Raw genomic sequence first — 22,966 nt, 5'->3', positions numbered from 1 at the left:
CCTCGAAGGACCCTTTCATGGACATGATCCACATGATATTGATCTTGATTGCGAACGTCGCCATGCTCGTGACCGGGTACGTCTACGGCGTCAGATTTCTCCGTCGGCATCACAACTTCCTGCTCGGCTTCGAGTGGCTGGTGATCGCCTTGTCCGGGACCAACGTGTTGTTCCTGGCAGGCACCGGCGTCTCACACGACAGCTTCAGCTACCACCTCATGGTGTTCTTCGACGCGTTCTCGCGGTCGTTCGGCATGACGCTGATCTTCATCCTCGGCATGCTCACCATCACGCACCACTACCGTCCGAACTGGATCGTCGAAGCCGTCGCGATCACCCTCGCCACCGTCGTCGGGTTGAACCGCGCCCTCGACGTGCGGCCTGTCAGCACCGGATGGACGGTCTTCTACACCATCGCGAACCTCGCGGTCGCGGTGTTCATGCTCTACGTCGCCATCCGGCTCTGGCGAATCGGTGCGCGCAACCACGCCGCATGGGTGTCGTTCGCAACCCTTCTCGGCGCGATCATCGCGGTCTCATACGACATCGTCCGAATTCCCGGCGATGACGCCGACCGCACCCTGTTCTACAGCATCGCGATGGCCGTCTGGGCTCTCATGCTCGTGACGTACTACTACGGATACCGTGTGCTGGAGCAGCACAACCAGCGCATCACGCCCGCCGACGACGCCGACTCCCCGGCTGCCGTGTCGGATTCCCTGTAGTGATCCGGTGGGTTCGGTTGTCAGGGGGTGCATCGCACAGCTGCGCCCCGATGTACGCAGGACCGTGAGTGGCCAGAGCGACCCATTCGCCTGACGACATTGACAAATCGTTGTGTTTTTACAACACTTTGTTCCATGAGTCCGGTACGACGTGGGGAAACGCTCCCCATCTACAACCGCATCCGCGTACTGCGCGCGGAGCGTGGCATGAGCCGCGCGCAGCTTGCCGAGCTCATCGACGTGAACCCGCAAACAGTGGGCGCGCTCGAACGCGGCAACCACTATCCGAGTCTGGACCTCGCGTTTCGCATCTGCGATGTGTTCTCCCTACCGGTGGAAGCCGTCTTCTCCCGCAAGGAGTTCACACCCTTGTCGACCGAGCTCTACAAGCCTCGGAAGGAGGCCTGAGACATGCCCGCCGAATCGCTGCTCGACCGCTACGAGACCTATCGCACCCGACGGTTCCTCAAGAACGAAGAACTGACCGCTCACTGGCTACCGAACTGGCGCACCCAGAAACGTCGACGCGCTCTCGCAGGCACCGTGATGACTCTGCTCGCAACCATGTTCGTCATCGCGATCGTCTCGTACTTCTCGATCACCGCCGCGGTTGCCTGGCTGCCGATAACCCTGGTGTTCCTGCCGACCTGGACGTGCCTCCAGATCGTGTCCGGCCGCCAATCGGACGCACCGCGCCATGCACTCGACGAACGCGAAATCACCGAACGGAACAGCGCCCGTTCCATCGGCCTGTCCGTTGCTCAAACTCTGCTGCTGTTACCGATTTTCGCACTTCTGTTCGGTGCGGCAATCGATTCGCTCGACCATCAATCGCTCGCGTACTCAGCGGGCGGATTCGCGCTCGCATCGATACTGTTCAGCGGATGCCTACCCGCCGTCCTGCTCGCCTGGAACCGCCCCGACGACGACCCTGAGGACTGAAAACGTGACACTCACAATCGACAATCTCTCGAAACGCTACGGCAGCACGGTCGCTCTGGACGGCGCGAGCTTCGACGTCCACCCCGGCGAACTGTTCGGCTTCGTCGGCAGCAACGGCGCAGGCAAGACCACCACCATGCGCATCATCCTCGGAGTGCTCGCCGCCGACTCCGGCGAAGTCAGGCTCGACGGCAACCCCGTCGACCTCGACGTGCGCCGCACCATCGGGTATATGCCGGAAGAGCGCGGTCTGTACCCGAAGATGAAAGTGGGGAAACAACTTTCCTACCTCGCTCAACTCCACGGTCTGTCGAAGCCCGAAGCATCCGACGCGGTGCAGCGCTGGACGAAGCGACTGGGAATCGCTGAGCGCCTCGGCGACACGGTCGATTCGCTCTCGCTCGGCAACCAGCAGCGGGTCCAGCTTGCCGCCGCCCTCGTCCACGATCCGAAGGTTCTCGTCCTGGACGAGCCGTTCTCCGGACTCGACCCCGTCGCCGTGGACGTCATGAGCGACGTGCTGGTGGAGAAAGCGAATGAGGGTGTCCCCGTCATCTTCTCGAGCCACCAACTCGATCTCGTGCAACGTCTGTGCCAGCGCGTCGGCATCATTTCCAAGGGGCAGATGCGCGCCGTGGGTACCGTGGACGAACTTCGCTCCGGTGGAGAGTCGCGCCTCGTGGTGCACGCTCCTCAAGCCCCGACCGGATGGGCGAACGGGCTCCCGGGCGTCACGACCGTCGAGCACTCGGGTGATCGGACCGTCCTGTCGGTCTCGCCCGGTGTCGACGACCAGCAGATCCTCAAAACCGCCCTCGAAACAGGTCCCGTCCACGAGTTCTCCCTGCACCAGCCGTCCCTGACCGATCTGTTCCGAGAGGTGGTTGCCGCATGAGCGCCCCGTTGTCCACCACGCGCGCCATCGGCCTCGTCGCCGGTCGCGAGTTCCAGACTCAAGTTCAGAAGAAGAGCTTCCTCATCAGCAACGCGATCATCCTGGTCGCGATCGTCGCGGGCATCGTTGCCATGTCCGTCTTCGGTGGGGGTGACGAGGAGCGGCCCACCGTCGGCATCGTCGGAACGCCGAGCCTGAACACAACCCTCGGCGCGCTCGGCGACGCCACCGGATCACCGCTCGAGATCTCCGAACTTCCGGACGCCGACGCCGGACGCACCCAAATCGCCGCAGGTGAGCTCGAAGTCGCCCTGATTCCCGGCGACGACGGCAGCGTCGTCGCCCTCACCGAATCCGACATCGACTCCACGTTGAAGACCCTGATCGATGCTGCTGTTGCGCAGGAAGCACAGTCCGCTGCGCTGACCGGCCAGGGTGTCGATCCGGCAGAGATCGCCGCAGCGGCCGCGCAGGCCACCGTCACGGTCGAAGCCATCGACCCGCCGGATCCCGAACAAGGTGAACGCATGATCCTCGCGATCGTCGCGGTGATCCTGCTCTACATGCAGATCCTCATGTTCGGCATGTACGTCGCCATGGGTGTCGTCGAAGAGAAGTCGTCGCGCGTGGTCGAACTGCTGCTCTCGACACTGCGTCCGCTGCAGTTGCTGTGGGGAAAGATCCTCGGTATCGGCGCCGTCGGTCTGCTCCAGCTCGCGGCCTACGGTGTCGTGGGCGTCGGTGCTGCGCTGGCCACCGACACTCTCACCATCACCGGAACCGCGATCAGCGTGTTCGCAGGCACTCTCGGCTGGTTCGTGCTCGGATTCGCATTCTTCGCGGTGCTCTATGCGGCTGCCGGGTCGATGGTGTCGCGCCAGGAGGACGTCAACTCCACCTCCGGGCCGCTCATGTTCATCATTCTGGCGATGTTCTTCGCGGCGTTCTCGTCGATCGACGATCCCGAGGCCACGTGGAGCACCGTGCTGAGCTGGATCCCGCCGTTCTCGGCCATCCTGATGCCGCTGCGCATTGCGGCCGGGGTCGCTTCGCCGTTCCAGATCGTGGGCACCATCGTGCTGATGGTCGCGGTCACCGCACTCCTCGGTCTGGTGGCCGCGAAGATCTACCAGCGTTCGATCCTGCGCATCGGACGCACGGTGACTTGGAAGGAAGCTCTCGGCCGATAGAGACACACGAGGGGGCGGTTGTGCGCGAGATTCTCGTCGAACTCGCACACAACCGCCCCCTCGTCTGTCCAGGACGCGTCGTACAGTCGCACGTGACCGGACCGATAGGGAGGCCACGTGGCTCGGACCAGAATCTCTGCACACCAGTTCATCGATGCCGTGCTCGACAAAGGCAGTTTCAGCTCGTGGGACGAGGCGCCGCTCGACGTCGAACCCGACGACTCCTACCGCACCGAACTCGAGCGCGCCGCGGAGAAGTCCGGCGTGGACGAGTCGGTACTCACCGGTGTCGGTACCGTCCACGGACGCCGGGTCGCGCTGATCGCCTGCGAATTCGCTTTCCTCGCAGGGTCGATCGGGGTCGCGGCGGCCGAACGCATCGTGACGGCTGTCGAACGCGCCACCGCGGAGGGCCTTCCGCTGCTCGCCTCCCCCACCTCGGGCGGAACCCGCATGCAGGAGGGCACCCTCGCGTTCGTGCAGATGGTGAAGATCGCAGCTGCGGTAGCTGCGCACAAGGCCGCGCATCTCGGTTACCTCGTGTACCTGAGAAACCCCACCACCGGCGGGGTGTTCGCGTCATGGGGGTCGCTCGGGCACGTCACCGCGGCAGAGCCCGGTGCACTCGTCGGCTTCCTCGGTCCACGCGTCTACAAGGCCCTGTACCAGGAGGACTTCCCCGAAGGAGTCCAGACGGCCGAGAACCTCCATCGGCGCGGCGTGATCGACGGGGTGATCCCGCTCGGGGGCATCCGGCAGGTGGTGCATCGGCTGCTGCGGGTTCTCGTCGAACCGGATCATCCCGACACCTCCGCAGAGTCTGCACTCACCGATGTCGACGACGTCCCCGATATTCCGGCCTGGCAGTCGGTGATCCTCACCCGCCGACCCGAGCGACCCGGAATCCGTCAGCTGTTGCGGCACGCGGCGTCCGCCCAGGTGCCCCTGTCCGGTACCGGTGAGGGCGAATCCGATGCCACGGTGATGTTGTCTCTGGCGCGGTTCCGCGGTGTGTCGTGCGTGTTGTTCGGCCAGGACCGCAGTGGCCAATCGGCTGCAGCACCCATGGGTCCCGGAGCACTGCGGGAAGCACGACGCGCAATGAGACTCGCCGACGAACTACAACTCCCCTTGGTCCTCGTCATCGACACCCTGGGGGCGGCGTTGTCGAAGGAAGCCGAGGAACGTGGGCTCGCGCCAGAGATCGCCCGTTGCCTTGCAGATCTGGTGACATTGCCGACGCCGACCGTGTCCGTGTTGCTCGGCCAGGGCACCGGAGGCGGCGCCCTCGCGTTGCTTCCTGCGGATCGGGTGCTGTGCGCGCAACACGGCTGGCTGGCACCGCTGCCCCCTGAAGGCGCAAGCGCGATCGTCCACCGCGACACCACCCACGCTCCTCGGATGGCCGAGGCGCAGGGGATTCGCTCGAGGGATCTGTTGCGCAACGGGATCATCGACGGTGTCATACCTGAGCAGCAGGATGCAGCAGACGAGCCGATCCAGTTCCTCAAACGGGTCGGCGCCGCAGTGGCGCGCGAGTTGTCCTCTCTTGCAGACGAACCCGCCGACGAGCGTTACCAGCGCCGAATCTCCCGCTTCCGCGCTCTGGGCTTGCCCACCTGAGTCGCGGCGCTCAGCTGCTCGCTACCACTGCGGGCACGGTGACCGCAACGAGGATCGCCGTGTTGATCGCATCGACCGCTTGACGAACTGCCTGACCCGCCCACTGACCTTCGGCTATGTCCTTGGCACGCTCTGCAATTCTCTTCTTGTCGGCATCGGGGAAGATCTTCGGCGTCGATTTCGTGGCCGACAACAACGAGATCAGCGCTGCTGCGCGGGGCGAGGGTGTCGTCCCGTCGACCAGTACGGAATGAAGCTCGTTGCGTACCCGCCGTTCATGACTGTCGTCGACGGCGGGCCAACGGCGAGCCGGGAACAGCCCGAGTACCTTGCCGCGCTCTTCGCGAACCCAGCCGTTCGCCACGACACGTTCGAGCACGGTGTCTCTCATGTTCTTGCTCAGCTTCTCGATCGCTGCTGCCGGTTTCATCGGCCTGCGCCGGTCGAGGCGCGCCACCGCGTCGGTCAGTATCGGGTCGACGGGCACCGCACTGCCTACCACGACCCGGCTCTTCTTTCCTCCCTCCCCTTTGTCATCGAGGAGAACGACATTGTCGAGTGCCAGTTCGAGGAGCACAGCGCCTGCAAGCGCACGGGGCAGGGTGATGCTGTCGACGATCGCCTTTCCCGACTCGTCGTCGAGCGCGAGAAGCAGCAGATCCTCCGCAAGCAAAGACATGCTCACACGGTACGGCCGTTCACCGATCCATCGGTACCACCCGGCGCAGATGCGTCCGATCCTGTCCCGCCCGGCGGACGGTGTCGAATAGGGTGGTCGCGGTCACGTCGATGTCGAGGAAGGACACGAACCGATGAGCTCGTACGAGGACGCGTTCCGGCGAAGTGTGGACGATCCGGAGTCGTTCTGGCTCGCGGCCGCGCAGGATGTCGAGTGGGACACCGCCCCGACCCGCGCTCTCGACGACACTTCGGCCCCGTCGTACCGGTGGTTCCCCGACGGCACCCTCAACACGAGCGTCAACGCCCTCGACCGGCACGTCCGAGCAGGTAACGGCGACCGGCCCGCTCTGATCTGGGATTCGGCGATGGTGCCTGCCAAGCGCACCTACACGTACTCGGAGCTACTCGACGAAGTGGCCACGTTCGCGGGCGTCCTGCGGGACCAGGGCGTGGTATCGGGCGATCGCGTCATCATCTACATGCCGATGATCCCCGAGGCCGCCATCGCGATGCTCGCGTGCGCCCGTATCGGCGCGGTGCACTCGGTGGTGTTCGGCGGGTTCGCTGCCAAGGAACTCGCCACCCGCATCGACGATGCGCAACCGGTGCTGCTGGTGACGGCATCCGGCGGGCTCGAGCCGGGACGCACCATCGAGTACCTGCCGATGGTCGATCAGGCACTGCAGTTGTCGCAGACTCCCCCGCACACCGTGATCGTGAAGAACCGCGAACAGATCCCCGGTTCCGCAGGCGACTACAAGGCATCCACGGCCGCATGGTTCGACTGGGATGCGCTCGTCGCCGACGCCTCCCCGGCCGAACCGGTGGCTGTGGCGGCAACCGATCCGCTCTACATCCTGTACACCTCCGGCACCACCGGGAAGCCGAAGGGCGTCGTTCGCGACAACGGCGGCCACGCAGTCGCACTCACGTGGTCGATGCGCAACATCTATGACATCGCCGCAGGCGATGTCTGGTGGACCGCCTCCGACGTCGGCTGGGTCGTCGGCCATTCGTACATCGTGTACGGACCGCTGCTGGCCGGAGCGACGACCGTCATGTACGAAGGCAAACCCGTCGGTACCCCCGATGCGGGCGCGTTCTGGCGAATCATCGCCGAGTACGGAGTCAAGGCACTGTTCACCGCACCCACCGCCATCCGGGCCGTGCGTAAGGCTGATCCCGACGCCGACGAGCTGAAGAAATACGACATCTCCTCGATGCAGACGCTGTTCGCGGCCGGTGAGCGTCTCGACCCCGACACCTACGAATGGGCGACGAAGGTCCTGGGACGTCCGGTGGTCGATCACTGGTGGCAGACCGAGACCGGTTGGGCGATCGCCGCGAACCTGCGCGGACTCGACCCGATGCCACTCAAGGCCGGCTCCCCCACCGTCCCGGTCCCGGGTTATCGAGTCGAGATCGTCGACGGCGAAGGCAAGCAGGTCGAGGCAGGCACCGAGGGCAATATCGTCGTGAGGCTACCGTTGCCACCCGGCACCCTCACCGGGCTGTGGCGCGACGACGACCGCTACCGCCGCTCGTACCTCGATACGTTCCCCGGCTACTACCTCACCGGCGACTCCGGCTTCATCGACGACGACGGGTACGTGTTCGTACTCGGCCGCTCCGACGACGTCATCAACGTCGCCGGACACCGGCTGTCCACCGGCAGCATGGAGGCCGTGGTCGCGGCGCATCCCGCGGTCGCCGAGTGCGCCGTCGTCGGAATCCGCGACGAACTCAAAGGTCAGCGTCCGTCCGGATACGTCGTACTCAAGGCCGGTGTCGACATCGACCCCGAAACCCTTCGCCAGGAACTGGTGGCGATGGTGCGCGACCAGATCGGCGCTGTTGCCACCTTCCGCGACGTGACCGTCGTGGACGCGCTTCCCAAGACCCGATCCGGAAAAATCCTGCGGAAGACCATGCGGCAGATCGCCGACCACGAGCAGTACACCGTGCCGTCGACCATCGAGGACCCCGCCGTACTCGAAGCGCTGAGGGAGCAGCTCGGCGGCTGACGGACGCCGGCTACGTTCGTGATCCTCGCCGTCGCCGCCACACGACGAGGGCGAGGATCACGACGAGCGCGCCCGCACCCAATGCGACGAGGTCGGGCCGTTCCCGGACCGATTCGACGCGTTCCTCTGCCGCATGCTTGACGCGGGTGGGCACGTCGAGACGGTCGGTGAGTTCGCCCACGGTCGCCGCAAGTTCGGCCCGCTGACGCTCGATGTCGGGCTCTGCTGCACCGCTCGTTCCGTCTCCATTGGTGGTGGACTCACTCATCGCACTGCTCCCTTCGCTGCGGCGACATCTCCGCGGACACTGTCGATGGTCCGGTCAGGCACGGGCGGCGCCGCATTCTTCGCCTTCGATGCACCGAGCGCTGCGAGGATGCCACCGACCGCAAGCACCACCACCGCGACGATCAAGGTCGCGAGCCATGGATCGAGCACCGTAGCGAGCCCCAGCGCTCCCGCGGCGATCAGAGTCGCCACTCCCAGATACAGAAGGAGTGCGCCGGCGCCGGAGATACCCACGCCGACACCGATGCGAGTGCCCTTCGATTTCACCTCGTCGAGGGCATGAGTGACCTCGGTGCGCACGAGAGTGGACACCTGGGCCGTGAGCCGTTCGGTCAGTTCTACCGTCGACAGGTTCGCGGGTTGTTCCGCAACGGGGCGAGATTCGCCGGAATGCGTCGTCATGAGCGGGTTCCTTCCGTATCGTCGTCGAACTCCGGGGGGCCGTGTGCGGTGCGTAGGCGGCGTCCGTGCTCGATCAATTCCTGATGTTTCGCCTCGTTCTTGTCGATCACCCGGGTGTCGCGCTCGGGAAGTTGCAGCGATTCCTCGGCCTCGATACCGGCCTGCAGTTGCCGTCCGCGTTCGAGTTCCGCGTCGAACTCCGCACCGAAGAGCAAGGCCAGGTTGGTGATCCACAGCCAGAGCAGGAAGACCACCGCCCCTGCCAAAGAGCCGTAGGTCTTGTTGTAACTTCCGAAATTCGATACGTAGAGGGCGAATACGACCGACGCGAGAATCCAGACGACGATCGCGATGAGCGATCCGAGACTGACCCATCGAAACTTGGGCTGAGCCACGTTGGGAGTGGCGTAGTACAGCACCGCCACGATCACGACGACGAGAGCCAGCATCACCGGCCACTTCACGATGTTCCACACGGTGACAGCCGTATCACCGAGCCCCACGGCCTCGCCGATCGCGCGGGCGACCGGTCCGCTGACCACCAGCATCAGCGCGGTGGCCCCGGCTGCAACGAGTGCCAGCGCGGTCACGAGCAGCATCAACGGACGCAGCTTCCAGACCGGCCTGCCTTCCTCGATCTCATAGATTCGGTTCATTGCCCGGCCGAACGCCCCGACGTAACCCGACGCCGACCACAACGCGCCGAGGAGACCGATGATCAGGGCGAACCCTGCGGTAGGTGCCTGAACCAGCTGTTCGATGGGGCCGCGCAGGGTGTCGACTGCAGAACTCGGACCCACATCCTCGATCATCTGCAGGACCGTGTCGACGGTGTTCTGCCCCTGCCCGAACACTCCGAGCAGAGAGACCACTACCAACAGCGCCGGAAACAGTGACAGCACCGCGTAATAGGTCAGGGCAGCGGCAAGGTCTGTGCACTGGTCTCGGCCGAATTCACCGACCGTCCTTCGAAGCACATATTTCCACGACGGCTTCGCCAGATCCGTGGGCGAATCGGGTTTGCGCGGGTCGTCGGGTGCCACCGTCGTATCCGCTGCATCCCTCGGCTCCGAATGATCCGTCATGGCCTCTCGGGTACCGCATGGGCGGAAAATCAAACCCGGGCCGGCTCGGATACGTGCCACGTACGATGCGTGCATGCCTACCGACGACCACGGCTCGAACGACGGCTTCTCGGCCATCGTCGGCCGGTTCGACTATCCGATGTTCATCGTCACCACCAGGGCAGTGAACGAACGCAGCGGATGTCTGGTCGGCTTCGCCACACAGGTCGCGATCGATCCGCCGAGATTTCTGGTGGCGCTGTCCGACAAGAACCGGACGTTCCGGGTAGCGGGTGCCGCCGAACATCTTGCGGTACACATACTCGACCGGTCGCAGCTGGCACTGGCCGACCTGTTCGGTTCACGAAGCGGCGACGACACCGACAAATTCGCACAATGCAACTGGAGCGACGGACCACACGGGCTACCGATCCTCGACGACGCGGCCGCGTGGTTCACCGGCGCCATCGTGGGGAGAGTCGACCTCGGAGACCACGTCGGATTCTTGCTCGCCCCGGATCGCGGCGAACTCCGCTCGGATCTGAGCGACCCGGTGATGTTCGACGACGTGCGGCACCTGGATCCCGGGCACGGCGCGTGACGTGACGGTACCGCCGCCGCCGTGGTCTGATCGACGGTATGCGACGACTCGACGACCCCACAGTGCCCGGCCAAGTCCTCGACGGCTCCGATCTGCACGAGTTGTACGCCTATCCGCCCGACCTCGCCGAGCCGTGGGTTCGTATGAACTTCGTGTCCTCTCTCGACGGCGCGGTCGCTGTCGACGGCCGTTCCGGCGGGCTCGGAACACCGGCGGACAAGGTCGTGTTCGGTCTGCTCCGCGAACTCGCCGACGTGATCCTTGTCGGTGCAGGTACCGCGCGCACCGAAAACTACGGCGGTGCACGGACGAGCGCTTCCCTTCGGGAACGTCGCACCGCCGCGGGGTTGTCGGAAGTGCCGCCGATTGCAGTGGTCACTGCATCGGGCAATCTCGATCCGGGGATGCGGTTGTTCACCGACACCGTCGTACCACCGGTTGTGTTCACGAGCGGCGCGGTGCCGGAGGAGAAACGTCGCACACTCACCGACGCCGGCGCTGACGTCCGTGTCATCGCGGACGGTGATATCGGCGGTGAGGCCCTCGTCGCCGCCGTGGCCCGAGCAGGGTGGAACCGGGTCCTGTGTGAGGGAGGCCCCCGACTGTTCGGTCGTATGATCGCCGACGGCGTCGTCGACGACCTGTGTCTGACCTGGGCGCCGCTGCTCGCTGCAGGGTCTGCGGACCGTATCGCTCACTCCCCCGCCTCCGCTGTCACCGAGATGCGGCGCACTCACCTGGTGTGCGACGACGACGGCACGATTCTCACTCGATGGATCCGCGATGCGGCCACCGAGTAGTGAGTGACAACTTTTCGGTGGAAACCGGTCGAATGTGCTGGCTTCGGTGCTACGCCCGTTCTAGCGTTGCAGTTCGATCAGGTCTCGGCCTGTACCCACATTCGAGGAGGGCTGTGTGCGCACACTGACCTATTACGTCGCGACAACACTCGACGGATTCATCGCCGACCCCTCCGGCGGCACCGAATTCTTCCCCACCGAGGGCGATCACATGTTTCACCGGATCGAGGAGTATCCCGAGACACTGCCGGTGCACGTTCGCGACCAGCTCGAGGTCACGGCGCCCGGCAAGCACTTCGACGCGGTGGTCATGGGTCGTCGCACATGGGAGCCCTCGCTCAGCGTCGGCCTCACCAGCGCCTATCCGCATCTCCAGCAGTACGTCTTCTCGAAGACGCTACCGCAATCCCCCGACGACACCGTCACTCTGGTGGCGACCGACCCCCTCGAATACGTTCGCGACCTGAAGAAGCAGGACGGCAGGGGAATCTGGTTGTGCGGTGGCGGGACTCTCGCGGGTGAGCTGCTGCCGGAGATCGACGAGCTCGCTGTCGAGGTCACCCCGATCATCGCAGGAAACGGGATTCCGTTGTTCCGAACAGGTTTCGAGCCGCAGTTCTTCGAGCTGGCGGAAAGCCGCGTGTTCGACAGCGGCGTCGTCTTCAATCGCTTCACGACGAAGGGCTGAGGCCGGCCATGGCGAGTCGCGGGAACGACCCCGATGCCCACGATGACGATGTCGTCGAAGGAACGGATCTGTCCGATGCGCTGATCGACGAACTGGGCACACTCGCATCCGACTGCAATTTCACCATCGGATGCGTCGAATCTCTCACGGCGGGCACCCTGGCGGCACGACTCGGAGCAGCAAAGGGAAGTTCCGAATGGTTCCGCGGCGCGATCGTGGCCTACTCACGATCCGTCAAGCACGGATTGCTCGAAGTGCCCGAAGGGCCGGTGGTGTGCGAGTCGGCAGCGCGCGCGATGGCCCAGTCGACAGCCGGGCTGCTCGCCTCCGACATCGTCGTCGCCGTCACCGGCGCCGGCGGCCCCGACCCACAGGACGGGCGGCCGCCCGGCACCGTGTGTTTCGCGACAACCGGCCCGCGTGGAACACGCTCCGAAGAACAGCATTTCGACGGGGACCCGGAAAGCGTGCTGGCACAGACGGTACGTCACGCTCTGCGGCTGCTGATCGACGAAGTATCTGCCTGACGCGGAAGGTCCGATTCGCACCGGCCCAGCGGCGCCGAAAACCACGTGCGCATAATGTTCCCGTGGCCTACCGTGCACGGTATGCGTGTCGTGTTCACGAAAGGCCCCGGGACGAGTTACGAGATCGCCGTACACCGTGAGACCGGGGCGACGCTCGCTCCTCGCAACGGCCCCGGCGGGCATCCCTATCTCCCCCACGACCTGCTGCATTTCCTCGTCGAAGTCGAGGCAGGCATTCCTCGCGGGGTGTTCGGGCAGCTCGCTGCCGGCGACAACGGCCTGTTCTGGCCCGCCGACCCCGCCGAACGAACCAAGGCAAACCGGCGCCGAAAGACGAAGGGAGACAACGCGCATTCCCGTCCCAAGGCCGACCTGATCCGCTCCGAGGAACTGGTGGGAATGACGTTACCCGTCTGGGAGTACCGACGCGGCCACGCGCGGGCACTGCCACCGCCTATGACGGCAGACACAGTTCCCCCGCTGGTCGAGCGCATCGTCGGCCGATTCGACGACTACGCCGACCGCTGGCACGCCATGGAGGTGGGCGGGACTCTCACGGTGACGTGGTGAAGTCGTATCAGAATGCAGCTGGTGAGACGTCGAGCGTCGTACGGTCGAGGCCGGCGAGCAGATCGAACTGCGGTCCGGTCTTCGGGAGCTCGAAACGATAGAAGTACCTCGCTGCCGCACGTTTTCCGTCGAAGAAGTCGCCCTCACGGCCGGCTACAGCCAGCATCTGTTCGAGCCACATCCATGCGACCACCACGTGCCCCACCGCTTCGAGATACACCGTCGAATTCGCCAGCGCCAGTGCAGGATTCCCGGAAGACCACAGCGTTGCCGTCGTGGTGCCGACACGCTCGGCCGCGGCGCGCAACAGCTGCGCGTACTCGGCCGCGTCGCCGCCGGCTGCGAGCGCCTTCTTCACGGTGGCGTCGATCGTCGAACCGAGCAGCGCCAGTCCGGCCCCGCCCTGCATGACGACCTTGCGCCCCAGCAGATCCATACCCTGAATGCCGTGCGTGCCCTCGTGGATGGGGTTGAGCCGGTTGTCGCGATAATACTGCTCGACGTCGAATTCGCGGGTGTAGCCGTAACCGCCGAGAACCTGGATCGCCAGACTGTTGGCTTCGAGGCACCACTGTGACGGCCAGGACTTCGCAATCGGGGTGAGCACGTCGAGGAGCAGCCCTGCTTCGGCACGTGCTTCGTCGTTCGTGGCGGTATTCTGTTCGTCGACAAGCTTCGAACAGTACAGTCCCAGGGCAAGAGCACCTTCGACGTACGATTTCTGCGCGAGTAGCATCCGCCGGATGTCGGCATGCTCGATGAGCGGAACCTGCGGTGATGCAGGGTCTTTCGCCCCGAGCGGCCTCCCCTGTGTGCGGGTGCGCGCGTAGTCCAGCGACTGCAGGTAGCCCGCGTAGCCCAGCGAGGTCGCCAAGAAGCCGACACCGATACGCGCCTCGTTCATCATGTGGAACATGTACTGCAGGCCCTTGTGCGGTTCGCCGAGGAGATAGCCGACGGCCCCTGCCTGCCCACCCGGCGCGAAGGCACCTTCGCCGAGATTGAGCAACGCGTGGGTGGTGCCACGGTTGCCCATCTTGTGGTTGAGGCCCACCAGCGCAATATCGTTGCGGTCACCCAGCGTGCCGTCGTCGTTCACCAGGAATTTCGGGACGATGAACAGCGAGATTCCCTTGACCCCGGCGGGGCCGCCGGAGATCTTTGCGAGCACCAGGTGGACGATGTTCTCGGTCAGCTCGTGGTCTCCGCCGGAGATCCACATCTTGGTCCCGGTGACCCGGTAGGTGCCGTCATCCACTGGAACGGCCTTGGTCGTGATGTCTGCCAGCGACGATCCCGCTTGCGGTTCGGACAGACACATCGTGCCGAAGAACCGGCCCTCGAGCAGCGCCGGGACGAACCTCTCGATCTGCTCCCTGCTGCCGTGAGTGACGAGAAGACTCGCATTGGCGGCGGTGAGGAACGGGTACGACGAGGTTCCGGCATTGGCGGCCTGGAACCACGCCATCGATGCGCGCAACAACGTCATCGGCAGCTGCATTCCACCGAGCGACTCGTCGAATCCTCCGGCGATCAGCCCGGCTTTGGCGAACAGATCCAGCGCCGCCTTGACCTCGGGAATGATCTCGACGCGTCCGTCCTCGCCGATCCGCGGCTCCTGGGCGTCGGCCTTCTTGTTGTGTGTGGCGAAATGCTTGGTCGCGAGATCGGCACTCAGATCGAGCACAGCGTCGAACGTCTCGCGTGAGTGCTCGGCGAAACGCTCCCGCGACGTCAGTGATTCGACGTCGAGCCAGTCGTAGAGCAGGAAGTCGAGGTCACGACGGGACAAGACAGGAGCGGGCACGGACAATCCTTTCGGAGGATCTTTCGCGGGGGACACTGTGCCCACAAGTAGACCAACGAGCATGCATGATGTCCAGTAAAAGCAGTGTCCCTCAGAGACGGGAAGCGGGCCTGATGAGCAGCGAGATCATTGTCGAGCACGAGTCGGCCGTCGATGCACCGAATACGGTTGTGTGGGCCCGGGTCACGAGCGTCGAGGGGATCAACGACGAGCTCGCACCGGTACTCGCAATGCGCATGCCCCAGTGGGCGCACACACTCTCCGAGGACACGGTCCCCATCGGACGCCCACTCGCCCGAGTCCCACTACTTCTGTTCGGCGTGCTGCCGGTGGACTACGACCATCTGTCCATCGCCGCGCTCGAGCCCGGTCGCCGGTTCCATGAGAAGTCGACGATGCTCCTCGTGCGTCGCTGGGAACACGAACGCACTCTGGATAAGCTCGCGACGAACCGCACCTGGGTCCATGATCGGCTCACATTCGAGTTGCGCGTGCCGCTGTCGGGGATTCCGGGCGCGGGCACACTCGCGCGCCGCATCGTCGCTGCCCTGTTCGCGCACAGGCACAGACGGCTGGCCGCGTTCTTCGATTCGCCGTACAACGGCCGGCCGTCGTAGAAACGGAGCAACGGACAGATACAACCTCCGCAAAGTCCTGTATCTACCCGTTGTCGTTGTAACTACCGCCTTTCCAAGAGGATTCAGTCTCGGCGCCGTGCGGTGATGGCGCCGTGCGGCCGGTGACCGCTCACCGTTCGCATGTGCGTCTCGATCACGTCGAAGCCGGCAGCATCAAGTTCCGCGCCGAGCTCGTCCACGGGCCATCGATAGGCAGTGGCGACGGCGTGGTCGAACGGCTCGACGGCCGGTCCTTCGAAGAAACCCACCAGCAATCCTCCACCGGGCCGGATCACACGCGCGAACTCGGTGAGGGGAATCGCGATGTCCGCCGGATCGTGATGGATCAGCGAATACCACGCCAGTACACCTCCCAATGATGCTGTCGTGGCGTCCAATTGTTCGAATCGGCCGAGATCGAAGGTGAGCTCCGGATACCGGTCGCGAGCTCGTGCGAGGAACTCGGGCACCAGATCGATTCCGCTCACGTCCAATCCGCACTCGGCCAGAAAGTCCGTCCACTGCCCCGGACCACACCCGGCATCGAGTACAGCACCCGTGAGCGCGGCGGCCCAACTGCCCACCAGCGCACGGTCGGATGGGTGCGTCGAGGTCATGGTGCCGAACAGATCCACGTATTCCTGCGATCTCGCCGAGTAGGCCTCACGGACCGAACTCGACTTCCGGACAGTGTGAGCAACCCCGCCGTGTGCGCTCTCCATACCGTCGATGATCACCTATCGCGCCCAGCCGGGTGTACCGACCCCACCCCTAGGGTGGGTTCGGTGAACGCCACCGAGGGCGCACTCTTGTATCAGCCACCACGCCCCCGCCCCAGGAGAATCGAATGTCGAAGCACCACAAAGTTTTCGCCGCCACCATCATGATCGCCGCAGCTGTGCTGGGCGGGGCCGCCACCGCCTCGGCGGAACCGAAGGTCGATCCGGTCGGGGGACCCGGAAAGGGCTGCCCGATCGTGCACGAGGACGACAACGGCAACGTCGTCAAGGTCGAGTACGCCTCACCCGGTACCCGGAATGGTGCGCTCGTGTGCGGCAACGACGGCGAGTGGAGCTTCGGCAGGACCGTCGGCAACTCCGGAGCCATCCGGGGCAGTATCACCGACAACGGACTTGCCACTGCGGGCTACTGATCGGAGCCACCCGAAACAAACGCAGGCCGCGCATCACCATGGATGCGCGGCCTGCGAACGTGATCGGAATCAGCGCACTGCGCTGATCAGTTGGTGCCCATCAGGTCGATGACGAACACCAAGGTCTTGCCGGAAAGCTGATGCCCCGACCCCGCCGGACCGTAAGCAAGCTCCGGCGGCACCGTCAGCTTGCGACGGCCGCCGACCTTCATGCCGGGAATGCCGTGCTGCCAGCCCGGGATCAGACGAGCGAGCGGGAACGCCACCGACTGACCGCGGCTCCACGACGAGTCGAACTCTTCCCCGGTGTCGAACTCGACACCCTTGTAGTGCACGTCGACGGTGGCGCCGGGCTGGGCCTCCGCGCCGTCGCCGATCTCGATATCCTCGACGACCAGCTCGGTCGGGGCCGGGCCTTCGGGCTTCTCGATCACGGGAGGCTCCGGCGGCACCTGCACGGCGAGCAGGTCGATGATGAACACCAAGGTCTTGCCGGAAAGCTGATGCCCCGACCCCGCCGGACCGTAAGCAAGCTCCGGCGGAATCGTCAGCTGACGACGGCCGCCGACCTTCATACCGGGGATGCCTTCCTGCCAGCCTGCGATCAGACCTGCAAGCGGGAAGCGGATCGATTCACCACGGCTCCACGACGAGTCGAACTCTTCGCCCGTGTCGTACTCGACACCCACGTAGTGGACGTCGACGATTGCGCCCGCAACGGCCTCTGCCCCGTCGCCGACGGTGATGTCCTTGACCACCAGCTCAGTGGGGGCGGGCCCCTCCTGGAATTCGATTTCCGGTTTGGTCATAGGTCCAGCTCCCTCGTCGAACAGTCGATCGTCGAACTCATCGTCGGTGACACGTCAGCGTGCGCTGAGTCCCTTGTAGTCGCGCTCGGTGTACCCGGTGTAGATCTGACGCGGACGGCCGATCTTCAGGGTCGGATCCGAGTGCATCTCGCGCCAGTGCGCAATCCAGCCCGGCAGACGACCCAGCGCGAACAGCACGGTGAACATGCGGTCCGGGAAGCCCATCGCCCGGTAGATCAGGCCCGTGTAGAAGTCCACGTTCGGGTACAGCTTGCGCTCGATGAAGTAATCATCGGTCAGCGCGGCTTCCTCGAGCTTCATCGCGATCTCGAGCAGTTCGTCGCCGGCGCCGAGCTTGTTGAGGATCTTGTCCGCGGTCTTCTTCACGATCGCAGCACGCGGATCGTAGTTGCGGTAGACGCGGTGCCCGAAGCCCATGAGCTTCACACCGTCTTCCTTGTTCTTGACCTTGCGGACGAACTCCGTGACGTCGCCGCCGGACTTCTGGATCTCGTCGAGCATCTCCAGCACGGCCTGGTTGGCACCACCGTGCAGCGGACCCCAGAGGGCATTGATGCCACCGGAGATCGACGTGAACAGGTTCGCATCCGAGGAACCGACCAGACGCACCGTCGACGTCGAGCAGTTCTGCTCGTGGTCGGCGTGCAGGATCAGCAGCATCTCGAGAGCCTGCGCGACCTCGGGGTCGATCTGGTACGGCTCGGCCGGGAACCCGAACGTCATCCGCATGAAGTTCTCGACCAGCGACAGTGAGTTGTCGGGGTAGAGGAACGGCTGACCGACCGACTTCTTGTAGGCGTAGGCCGCGATCGTCGGCAGCTTGGCCATCAGACGGATGGTGGAGAGCTCGACCTGCTCGGGATCGTCGGGGTCGAGGGCGTCCTGGTAGTACGCGGACAGCGCGTTCACAGCGCTGGAGACGACGGGCATCGGGTGCGCGTTGCGCGGGAAACCGTCGAAGAAGCGCTTGAGATCCTCGTGCAGCAGCGTGTGCCGGCGGATCTGATCGGTGAAGACGTCGAGCTGCTCGGTGGTCGGCAGCTCCCCGTAGATCAGCAGATAGCTGACCTCGATGAACGTCGACTTCTCCGCGAGCTGCTCGATGGGGTATCCGCGGTAGCGCAGGATTCCCTTCTCGCCGTCGATGTATGTGATCGCCGACTTCGTGGAGGCGGTGTTGACGAATCCGGGATCGAGGGTGGTGTACCCCGTGTCCGCAAGGAGCTTGCCGAGCTCGATGCCGTCATTGCCTTCCGTCGCCTTGGCGATAGCCATTGTGTGCTCGCCACCGGGGTAGCTGAGGGTGGGCTGTGTGTCATTCTCAGCGGGCACGAAGGATCCCTCTCAAGCTCAGACCTACCAGAAACTTCCGAACATTCACGTAGAACCTAACGGTTCCGTGGCTGCAGCGCGGAGGCAGGGTCGGTCGAAAGTCCCCGAACGGTGTGTCGCACGTACCGCCGAAGGGAGCCCGACAGCACCTTCCGAATCTCCGACGGGACGTCGATGCACGCCGCTCACCAGCATCGATCGTACGCGACGTGCGGCAGAACTCAGCCTTGGGAGTCGTACGCCCGCAGACCCCATCGCCCGCTCCACCGTTCCCCGGACTGCAGGACGAGCAGATCGATGCCGAGATTGAAGGCATCGGGCGGGCACGTCATCGGGGCAAGGGCGAGCGCGCGCGTTCCGGCATCCTCGATCGTCGTCGCATGGAGCCATCCGAATCCCCGGCCGGTCCAGAGTTCGGCACCCCGGCCGTCCGGCCCACACAGTCGATGCCGGGCGTTACCGTCCAGATCCTCGTCGAGGGCGCTGAAGGGAACATCGAGGTGCACGTCCCCCAGCAACCTCGCCCGGGTGAAGTCGTATTCGGTGTCCGCGACGGACTGCGAGTATGCATCGGGCAGACCTCGCGCGCGGTCGAGGGGCATCCTCGTCCCAGCAGCCAACTGCAGCGTGCACTCGTCGAGCGGGGTGTCACCGGCCCGCAGGTAGGGACACACCCCCAACCCGAACGGCGAATGGTATCCGCCGACGTTCGTCGCCGTGTGAGTGACGGTGAGGCCGTGCGGACCCACTTCGTGCGCGACCGTCAACCGCAATTGGTACGGCCAGCCCTTGTGCAGCCCGACCTCCAACGTGTGCTGGATCCTCGAGTCGGTGAGAGCCGTCACCTCCCATCGCCGATGCCAGGCGAGACCGTTGACGGCAGTACCCCGCTCCGGATCGGTGAGGGCGAGCTGATGCTCGATTCCGTCGAAATAGAAGTGCCCGTCGCGGATGCCGCCGGGCCACGGAGCAAGCACAGCCCCGACGTAGTCCTGTGGGGGTTCGTGGCCTGGCGGGGTCTCGACCAGCCGGTAGGCCCCCGCCGAGCCTCGAGCAGCCGAGCCTCGAGCAGCCGATTCTCGCGTGTCCGAGCTGACGTCGTAGTCGAGTGCGAGCAGCGCAGCACCGGTACCGGACACCTCGGCCCGGTATCCGCCGCCCCGGATGGAGTGATGGATCGGCTCGGACATGATCAACAGTCTGCCCGGCGGACACCGTCTTCACTGCGGATTCGGCCTGCCGATTCGGGGCTTCACGGCAGGAGTACCAACCGTCAGGGCACAGCTCTCATCGCCGAGACGAGTGCCGCCGTCGTGTCCACGATCGGAGCGTTCTCGAACGGAGCGTCGCGGTCGCCGGTAGTGGTGTCCGAGAGAATCACCAGCACCAACGGCTCCCCCTCCGGCGACCAGACCACCCCGGCGTCGTTCAGCGTGGCGAAATATCCTCCTCCCGATTTGTCTGCGGCGACCCAGCCCGAGGGGAGACCTGCACGCATCCTCGTATCGGATGTGATGCTCGCATGCATCCATCCCGTGAGGATTCGTCGGCGCGCCGGGTCCAGCGCCGAGCCGAGAAGCAGCTCCCGGTATCCGCGCCCCAATCCGGCCGCAGTCGTCGTGTCGCGCTCGTCGCCGCGCGCGGCGTCGTTCAGCTCGGGTTCCCACCGGTCGAGGCGTGTCGTATCGTCCCCGACCGAGCGTGCGAACGCGGTCACCGCGTCCGGGCCGCCCAGCCGCCTCAGCAGCAGATTGCCTGCCGTGCTGTCGCTGCGGGTCAGTGCGGCCTCGCACAGTTGTGCGTAGGTCATCATTCGGCCCTGGTTCTCGGAAGTGACCGGTGAGTTGACGACGATGTCACCCGGTTCGACAGCGACGGCGTCGTCGAGCCGCAGCCGCCCTTGGGATTCGAGTTGCAGGATGCCTGCGGCGGCGTACGGCTTGAACGTCGAACACATCGCGAACCGTTCGTCGCCGCGATACGTGTAGGTCCGGCCGCTCCCCGGTGAATGTGCGGCCACTCCAAGACGCACCGCATGCATCTTCTCGATCTCGTCGAGGCGCTCGTCGAGTTCCGCCAGGTGGAGCCTCGTTTCGAGTGGCGCACCGTCCGATGGACGATCCGGAACGGACGCGGCAGTCGGTGCGCCACATGCTGAAACGACGGGGATCGACACCGCCACGAGCGCGGAGTTGAGAAACCATCTGCGGGACAATGTTGTTCGCTGCTCAGTCATGCCATCACCACAGCACTCGAGCAATCCGGACCGCCAATATCCGCATGGGTCAGCGACGGGTCGCAAAAAGTATCGCCGCCGGTAGGCGACCCGCAGGAGACGGACGTCGAACTCCCGAAGCGGCACTCCACACCGTGCACAGCAGGCGCTGGTTGAATAGCGGCATGGATCTGATCCGCCATCTCCGCTTCTTCGTCACCGTCGCGGAAGAAGGTCACTTCGGTCGCGCAGCAGCCGCCCTTGACATGACGCAACCTCCTTTGTCACAAGGACTTCGAAGGCTGGAGCAGCACATCGGCACCACTCTTGTGCACCGCACACAGCGGGGAGCCGTCCTGACCACTGCCGGCGCCGCACTGCTCCCCCGCGCACGGTTGCTCGTCGACGACTCCGAACGGTTCCTTGCCGAAGCCGAGCGCGTCTCTCGAACCCGCGGTGTCGTGCGCTGGGGCGCAACGGCCGCACTCCCCGATCGGAATATCACCGCCTGCGCCGCAGCGCTTCGCACCGAACCGGACGTGACGATCGCGACCGAGGTGGCTGCAACAACCGACCTGATCGCGGCCGTCCGCTCCGGCATGTGTGACCTCGCGGTCGTCGAACACCCTGCACTTCTCGACGGTATCGAGGCCGGACCGGTGACGAAGGTGCCTCGATGGGTGGTTGTCCCTGCCGGGCACCGCAGCGCCCGAGCGGAGCGGCCCCGCTTCCCGATGCTCTGCGACTTGTCGTTCGCGACACCCCCGCGAGCCGGAAACCCGGCGGGTTTCGATGCCACACAAGACATTCTGCGAGAGCGCGGACTCGATGTCGATCCGACGACCGTCCCTGACGACCGGACGATCCTCGCGGCGGTCGCAGCCGGAAGGCACTTCGGAATATCCACCGCACCACCGGGCTCGGCGCCCGGCGTCGCGTGGCTGACACTCGCTCCGGATGCCATTGCGCTGCGTGTGCGCATCGTGTGGCGCCCCGGTGCCGAGGTCGACCGGCACGTCGCGGCGATCGATCGCGTGCTGTTCCGCGAGCGCGCGAAATGAGATCGGCTGCCGATCGGATCCGGGCCGTGTTCGCCGACGCCGGGTGCAGCGGCTGGTTGCACGCGCGCCGCTGCTCGACCGACGACATCACGTTGTCGGTGCACGGTGATGAGCGGGTGGTACTCGCCTCGGTCTACAAGCTTCCGCTGTTCCTCGCGTTCTGCGCAGAGGTGGACGCGGGCAGGATCGACCCGACGTCCGAACTGCGGATCGATCCGTACGAGTGCACACCGGGGTCGACCGGCATCGCGAGCATGCGTGATCCGGTGACCATGAGCAGACGCGATCTCGCCGCGTCGATGATGACCGTCTCCGACAATGCCGCTGCTGACGTGCTGCTCGGAGAGATCGGCACCGTCGCAGTGCACGACATGCTCGCCAGGCTCGGTCTAGAGCGCACGAACATCGTCGGCGGCACCGCCGATATGTACCGGCGGCTGGTCGAGGAGACCGACAGCCGCACCACCGTCGAAGCATTCAAGGCCCTCACCGACAACGACGCGGCGTGGTCGGTCTCCGCATACGATCCGGCGTTCACCAGCGCGACCACCGCCGAGGAGATGACCCGGCTGCTCGCCGCGGTGTGGGCAGGCGACGCGCTCTCCGCCGAGCAGACGAACTTCGTCCAGAACGTGATGCGCAACCAGATCTGGCCGCACCGCATCGCCGCGGCCTTCCCCTATCGCGGAGTATCGATTGCGGGTAAGACCGGCACGATCGGCGTCATCCGCAACGAGGTCGCGGTCGTCGAGTTCCCCGGTGAGCATCCGGTGGCGGTCGCGGTCTTCACGCGCGCCGCGCGGGCGGAGCCGGCACTACCGGTGGTGGATGCGGCGATCGGAGAGGCCGCACGGATCGCGGTCACCGAACTGCGGGCACCGAACATGTCGAGTGCGTAGTTCTCCTCGGCTTGAATCCTCCGGGCAGGTCG

General features: G+C 65.1%; 26 protein-coding genes and 1 pseudogene. 16 read left to right on the top strand and 11 right to left on the bottom strand.

Going from position 1 to position 22,966, the window contains the following annotated elements; all coding sequences use genetic code 11:
* The first annotated feature begins 17 nt into the window (after positions 1-17).
* The 6 genes from ACTDXD_RS16635 (at position 18) to ACTDXD_RS16610 (ending at position 5,375) form a co-directional block, all read left to right on the top strand.
* The gene (locus ACTDXD_RS16635; RefSeq protein WP_440123416.1) at positions 18-725 is read left to right on the top strand and encodes a hypothetical protein; all 708 of its coding nucleotides are present in this window, start codon (positions 18-20) and stop codon (positions 723-725) included.
* Between the two features lie 135 nt (positions 726-860).
* Positions 861-1,133 (top strand): helix-turn-helix transcriptional regulator, encoded by a 273-nt coding sequence (locus ACTDXD_RS16630; protein ID WP_440123415.1) that lies wholly within the window; start codon positions 861-863, stop codon positions 1,131-1,133.
* Positions 1,134-1,136: 3 nt separating this feature from the next.
* Positions 1,137-1,667 carry a hypothetical protein gene (locus tag ACTDXD_RS16625; RefSeq protein ID WP_440123414.1) on the top strand — a complete coding sequence of 177 codons (531 nt, stop codon included), beginning with the start codon at positions 1,137-1,139 and terminating at the stop codon, positions 1,665-1,667.
* A 4-nt stretch (positions 1,668-1,671) separates the two neighbouring features.
* A complete protein-coding gene (locus ACTDXD_RS16620) occupies positions 1,672-2,562 on the top strand; it encodes an ABC transporter ATP-binding protein (RefSeq protein ID WP_440123413.1) in 891 nt (296 codons plus the stop codon).
* Complete coding sequence (locus ACTDXD_RS16615; RefSeq protein WP_440123412.1) at positions 2,559-3,752, top strand: ABC transporter permease; 1,194 nt, start codon at positions 2,559-2,561, stop codon at positions 3,750-3,752. Before ACTDXD_RS16620 ends, ACTDXD_RS16615 begins: the two co-directional genes overlap by 4 nt.
* A gap of 117 nt (positions 3,753-3,869) precedes the next feature.
* A complete protein-coding gene (locus ACTDXD_RS16610) occupies positions 3,870-5,375 on the top strand; it encodes a carboxyl transferase domain-containing protein (protein WP_440123411.1) in 1,506 nt (501 codons plus the stop codon).
* 10 nt (positions 5,376-5,385) lie between these two features.
* On the opposite strand, the gene ACTDXD_RS16605 is transcribed toward ACTDXD_RS16610, so the two are convergent.
* Entirely contained in the window at positions 5,386-6,054 is a 669-nt protein-coding gene (locus ACTDXD_RS16605; protein WP_440123410.1) for a GOLPH3/VPS74 family protein, read from the bottom strand.
* A 133-nt stretch (positions 6,055-6,187) separates the two neighbouring features.
* Here ACTDXD_RS16605 and ACTDXD_RS16600 point away from each other — a divergent pair, with 133 nt between their 5' ends.
* A complete protein-coding gene (locus ACTDXD_RS16600) occupies positions 6,188-8,080 on the top strand; it encodes a propionyl-CoA synthetase (RefSeq protein WP_440123409.1) in 1,893 nt (630 codons plus the stop codon).
* Positions 8,081-8,090: 10 nt separating this feature from the next.
* On the opposite strand, the gene ACTDXD_RS16595 is transcribed toward ACTDXD_RS16600, so the two are convergent.
* The 3 genes from ACTDXD_RS16595 to ACTDXD_RS16585 are packed head-to-tail and all read right to left on the bottom strand — an operon-like array spanning position 8,091 to position 9,855.
* A complete protein-coding gene (locus ACTDXD_RS16595) occupies positions 8,091-8,348 on the bottom strand; it encodes a DUF3618 domain-containing protein (protein WP_440123408.1) in 258 nt (85 codons plus the stop codon).
* Entirely contained in the window at positions 8,345-8,770 is a 426-nt protein-coding gene (locus ACTDXD_RS16590; protein WP_440123407.1) for a phage holin family protein, read from the bottom strand. The genes ACTDXD_RS16595 and ACTDXD_RS16590 overlap by 4 nt, the downstream gene beginning before the upstream one ends.
* Positions 8,767-9,855, bottom strand: a complete 1,089-nt coding sequence (locus tag ACTDXD_RS16585; protein WP_440123406.1) for a YihY/virulence factor BrkB family protein — start codon at positions 9,853-9,855, stop codon at positions 8,767-8,769. Before ACTDXD_RS16585 ends, ACTDXD_RS16590 begins: the two co-directional genes overlap by 4 nt.
* Positions 9,856-9,928: 73 nt before the next feature.
* On the opposite strand from ACTDXD_RS16585, the gene ACTDXD_RS16580 reads away from it, so the two are divergent.
* The 5 genes from ACTDXD_RS16580 (at position 9,929) to ACTDXD_RS16560 (ending at position 13,020) form a co-directional block, all read left to right on the top strand.
* Entirely contained in the window at positions 9,929-10,435 is a 507-nt protein-coding gene (locus tag ACTDXD_RS16580) for a flavin reductase family protein (RefSeq protein ID WP_440123405.1), read from the top strand.
* Between the two features lie 38 nt (positions 10,436-10,473).
* Positions 10,474-11,235: a pyrimidine reductase family protein gene (locus tag ACTDXD_RS16575; protein WP_440123404.1), complete on the top strand. Its 762-nt coding sequence runs from the start codon at positions 10,474-10,476 to the stop codon at positions 11,233-11,235.
* 115 nt (positions 11,236-11,350) lie between these two features.
* Positions 11,351-11,923: a dihydrofolate reductase family protein gene (locus ACTDXD_RS16570; protein ID WP_440123403.1), complete on the top strand. Its 573-nt coding sequence runs from the start codon at positions 11,351-11,353 to the stop codon at positions 11,921-11,923.
* Between the two features lie 8 nt (positions 11,924-11,931).
* Complete coding sequence (locus tag ACTDXD_RS16565) at positions 11,932-12,450, top strand: CinA family protein (RefSeq protein ID WP_440123402.1); 519 nt, start codon at positions 11,932-11,934, stop codon at positions 12,448-12,450.
* An 81-nt stretch (positions 12,451-12,531) separates the two neighbouring features.
* Entirely contained in the window at positions 12,532-13,020 is a 489-nt protein-coding gene (locus tag ACTDXD_RS16560) for a hypothetical protein (RefSeq protein ID WP_440123401.1), read from the top strand.
* A gap of 7 nt (positions 13,021-13,027) precedes the next feature.
* Here the strand turns inward: ACTDXD_RS16560 and ACTDXD_RS16555 are convergent, their stop codons facing one another.
* The gene (locus ACTDXD_RS16555) at positions 13,028-14,827 is read right to left on the bottom strand and encodes an acyl-CoA dehydrogenase (RefSeq protein ID WP_440123400.1); all 1,800 of its coding nucleotides are present in this window, start codon (positions 14,825-14,827) and stop codon (positions 13,028-13,030) included.
* A 113-nt stretch (positions 14,828-14,940) separates the two neighbouring features.
* Here ACTDXD_RS16555 and ACTDXD_RS16550 point away from each other — a divergent pair, with 113 nt between their 5' ends.
* On the top strand, positions 14,941-15,444 hold the full coding sequence (locus ACTDXD_RS16550; RefSeq protein ID WP_440123399.1) for a hypothetical protein: 504 nt from the start codon (positions 14,941-14,943) through the stop codon (positions 15,442-15,444).
* Between the two features lie 83 nt (positions 15,445-15,527).
* On the opposite strand, the gene ACTDXD_RS16545 is transcribed toward ACTDXD_RS16550, so the two are convergent.
* On the bottom strand, positions 15,528-16,166 hold the full coding sequence (locus ACTDXD_RS16545; RefSeq protein ID WP_440123398.1) for a class I SAM-dependent methyltransferase: 639 nt from the start codon (positions 16,164-16,166) through the stop codon (positions 15,528-15,530).
* A gap of 125 nt (positions 16,167-16,291) precedes the next feature.
* Here ACTDXD_RS16545 and ACTDXD_RS16540 point away from each other — a divergent pair, with 125 nt between their 5' ends.
* Positions 16,292-16,597 carry a hypothetical protein gene (locus ACTDXD_RS16540; RefSeq protein WP_440123397.1) on the top strand — a complete coding sequence of 102 codons (306 nt, stop codon included), beginning with the start codon at positions 16,292-16,294 and terminating at the stop codon, positions 16,595-16,597.
* Between the two features lie 86 nt (positions 16,598-16,683).
* Here ACTDXD_RS16540 and ACTDXD_RS16535 read toward each other — a convergent pair whose 3' ends face one another.
* The 5 genes and pseudogenes from ACTDXD_RS16535 to bla form a co-directional block, all read right to left on the bottom strand.
* A complete protein-coding gene (locus tag ACTDXD_RS16535; RefSeq protein ID WP_440127671.1) occupies positions 16,684-17,049 on the bottom strand; it encodes an FKBP-type peptidyl-prolyl cis-trans isomerase in 366 nt (121 codons plus the stop codon).
* Positions 17,050-17,055: 6 nt separating this feature from the next.
* A pseudogene (locus ACTDXD_RS16530) lies at positions 17,056-17,406 on the bottom strand (FKBP-type peptidyl-prolyl cis-trans isomerase); the annotation flags it as partial.
* A 54-nt stretch (positions 17,407-17,460) separates the two neighbouring features.
* Positions 17,461-18,759, bottom strand: a complete 1,299-nt coding sequence (locus tag ACTDXD_RS16525) for a citrate synthase (protein ID WP_440123396.1) — start codon at positions 18,757-18,759, stop codon at positions 17,461-17,463.
* A gap of 221 nt (positions 18,760-18,980) precedes the next feature.
* Entirely contained in the window at positions 18,981-19,949 is a 969-nt protein-coding gene (locus tag ACTDXD_RS16520) for an aldose epimerase family protein (protein ID WP_440123395.1), read from the bottom strand.
* A gap of 83 nt (positions 19,950-20,032) precedes the next feature.
* Positions 20,033-20,995: a class A beta-lactamase gene (gene bla / locus ACTDXD_RS16515; RefSeq protein ID WP_440123394.1), complete on the bottom strand. Its 963-nt coding sequence runs from the start codon at positions 20,993-20,995 to the stop codon at positions 20,033-20,035.
* 164 nt (positions 20,996-21,159) lie between these two features.
* On the opposite strand from bla, the gene ACTDXD_RS16510 reads away from it, so the two are divergent.
* Both ACTDXD_RS16510 and ACTDXD_RS16505 read left to right on the top strand, forming a co-directional pair.
* Positions 21,160-22,035 carry a LysR family transcriptional regulator gene (locus tag ACTDXD_RS16510; protein WP_440123393.1) on the top strand — a complete coding sequence of 292 codons (876 nt, stop codon included), beginning with the start codon at positions 21,160-21,162 and terminating at the stop codon, positions 22,033-22,035.
* A complete protein-coding gene (locus tag ACTDXD_RS16505; RefSeq protein WP_440123392.1) occupies positions 22,032-22,934 on the top strand; it encodes a serine hydrolase in 903 nt (300 codons plus the stop codon). The genes ACTDXD_RS16510 and ACTDXD_RS16505 overlap by 4 nt, the downstream gene beginning before the upstream one ends.
* The last annotated feature ends 32 nt before the right edge of the window (positions 22,935-22,966 follow it).

Source organism: Rhodococcus sp. SJ-3, assembly GCF_051918125.1.
Taxonomy (GTDB): domain Bacteria; phylum Actinomycetota; class Actinomycetes; order Mycobacteriales; family Mycobacteriaceae; genus Rhodococcus.
This window is presented reverse-complemented; position numbering and strand designations above follow the sequence as displayed.

Coding starts and splice junctions, on each gene's coding strand:
- ACTDXD_RS16630 (WP_440123415.1), top strand. CDS start 861: ATGAGTCCGGTACGACGTGGGGAAACGCTCCCCATCTACAACCGCATC.
- ACTDXD_RS16540 (WP_440123397.1), top strand. CDS start 16,292: ATGTCGAAGCACCACAAAGTTTTCGCCGCCACCATCATGATCGCCGCA.
- ACTDXD_RS16590 (WP_440123407.1), bottom strand. CDS start 8,770: ATGACGACGCATTCCGGCGAATCTCGCCCCGTTGCGGAACAACCCGCG.
- ACTDXD_RS16510 (WP_440123393.1), top strand. CDS start 21,160: ATGGATCTGATCCGCCATCTCCGCTTCTTCGTCACCGTCGCGGAAGAA.
- ACTDXD_RS16520 (WP_440123395.1), bottom strand. CDS start 19,949: ATGTCCGAGCCGATCCATCACTCCATCCGGGGCGGCGGATACCGGGCC.
- ACTDXD_RS16505 (WP_440123392.1), top strand. CDS start 22,032: ATGAGATCGGCTGCCGATCGGATCCGGGCCGTGTTCGCCGACGCCGGG.
- ACTDXD_RS16605 (WP_440123410.1), bottom strand. CDS start 6,054: ATGTCTTTGCTTGCGGAGGATCTGCTGCTTCTCGCGCTCGACGACGAG.
- ACTDXD_RS16580 (WP_440123405.1), top strand. CDS start 9,929: ATGCCTACCGACGACCACGGCTCGAACGACGGCTTCTCGGCCATCGTC.
- ACTDXD_RS16565 (WP_440123402.1), top strand. CDS start 11,932: ATGGCGAGTCGCGGGAACGACCCCGATGCCCACGATGACGATGTCGTC.
- ACTDXD_RS16635 (WP_440123416.1), top strand. CDS start 18: ATGGACATGATCCACATGATATTGATCTTGATTGCGAACGTCGCCATG.
- ACTDXD_RS16600 (WP_440123409.1), top strand. CDS start 6,188: ATGAGCTCGTACGAGGACGCGTTCCGGCGAAGTGTGGACGATCCGGAG.
- ACTDXD_RS16625 (WP_440123414.1), top strand. CDS start 1,137: ATGCCCGCCGAATCGCTGCTCGACCGCTACGAGACCTATCGCACCCGA.
- bla (WP_440123394.1), bottom strand. CDS start 20,995: ATGACTGAGCAGCGAACAACATTGTCCCGCAGATGGTTTCTCAACTCC.
- ACTDXD_RS16575 (WP_440123404.1), top strand. CDS start 10,474: ATGCGACGACTCGACGACCCCACAGTGCCCGGCCAAGTCCTCGACGGC.
- ACTDXD_RS16550 (WP_440123399.1), top strand. CDS start 14,941: ATGAGCAGCGAGATCATTGTCGAGCACGAGTCGGCCGTCGATGCACCG.
- ACTDXD_RS16545 (WP_440123398.1), bottom strand. CDS start 16,166: ATGGAGAGCGCACACGGCGGGGTTGCTCACACTGTCCGGAAGTCGAGT.
- ACTDXD_RS16585 (WP_440123406.1), bottom strand. CDS start 9,855: ATGACGGATCATTCGGAGCCGAGGGATGCAGCGGATACGACGGTGGCA.
- ACTDXD_RS16615 (WP_440123412.1), top strand. CDS start 2,559: ATGAGCGCCCCGTTGTCCACCACGCGCGCCATCGGCCTCGTCGCCGGT.
- ACTDXD_RS16595 (WP_440123408.1), bottom strand. CDS start 8,348: ATGAGTGAGTCCACCACCAATGGAGACGGAACGAGCGGTGCAGCAGAG.
- ACTDXD_RS16560 (WP_440123401.1), top strand. CDS start 12,532: ATGCGTGTCGTGTTCACGAAAGGCCCCGGGACGAGTTACGAGATCGCC.